We start from the raw sequence: 528 nt of genomic DNA on the forward strand, positions 1-528 counted from the left end.
TCCTTTCCCTCTATCTGAACTTATTGCTCGCTGGCAAGCGCTCGAAGGTACGGAGTTATCTGCGCAGCAATACGACACTCTTAAAGATAAGTTAGGCACACCAGAAACCATCGAAGTCTGGTATCAAGGCGTCGAAGAACCGCAGCGAATTACTCTTTATCGTCTTCATGATTTTTGGTTGTTCAAGAATTGGCAAAACAAGTGGATCGCGATTTCTGTTGAGAGCAATTACATCATGCCTAAGTGAGAGGTGGTCAATAACCTCGTAGGTAAGCAGTGTTTACGCTTGTACTTTTCGATTATGCTAACTGCCTTTCAGTAAGGCTTTGAGTGTTTTAAGGAGAATTAAATGCCTGAATTACCAGAAGTTGAAGTAAGCCGAATGGGTATTAGTCCACATATGGTTGGACAAACGATTAAGGCATTTGTTTTTCGCACACCCAAACTGCGCTGGGATATCCCGCAAGAGCTGAAATTGCTTGAAGGGCAAGTGATTCGAGCTATTCACCGCCGCGCAAAGTATTTGCT

General features: G+C 43.8%; 1 protein-coding gene and 1 pseudogene. Both read left to right on the top strand.

The annotated features are described in order from the left end of the window. Positions 1 to 247, top strand: a pseudogene (locus R7Z47_RS26685) (hypothetical protein); the annotation flags it as partial. 102 nt (positions 248 to 349) lie between these two features. Next, a partial coding sequence (locus R7Z47_RS26690) for a DNA-formamidopyrimidine glycosylase family protein (protein WP_318131002.1) occupies positions 350 to 528 on the top strand: 179 nt, incomplete at its 3' end.

Source organism: Vibrio sp. 1641, from assembly GCF_033339995.1.
GTDB classification, from domain to species: Bacteria; Pseudomonadota; Gammaproteobacteria; order Enterobacterales; family Vibrionaceae; genus Vibrio; species Vibrio alginolyticus.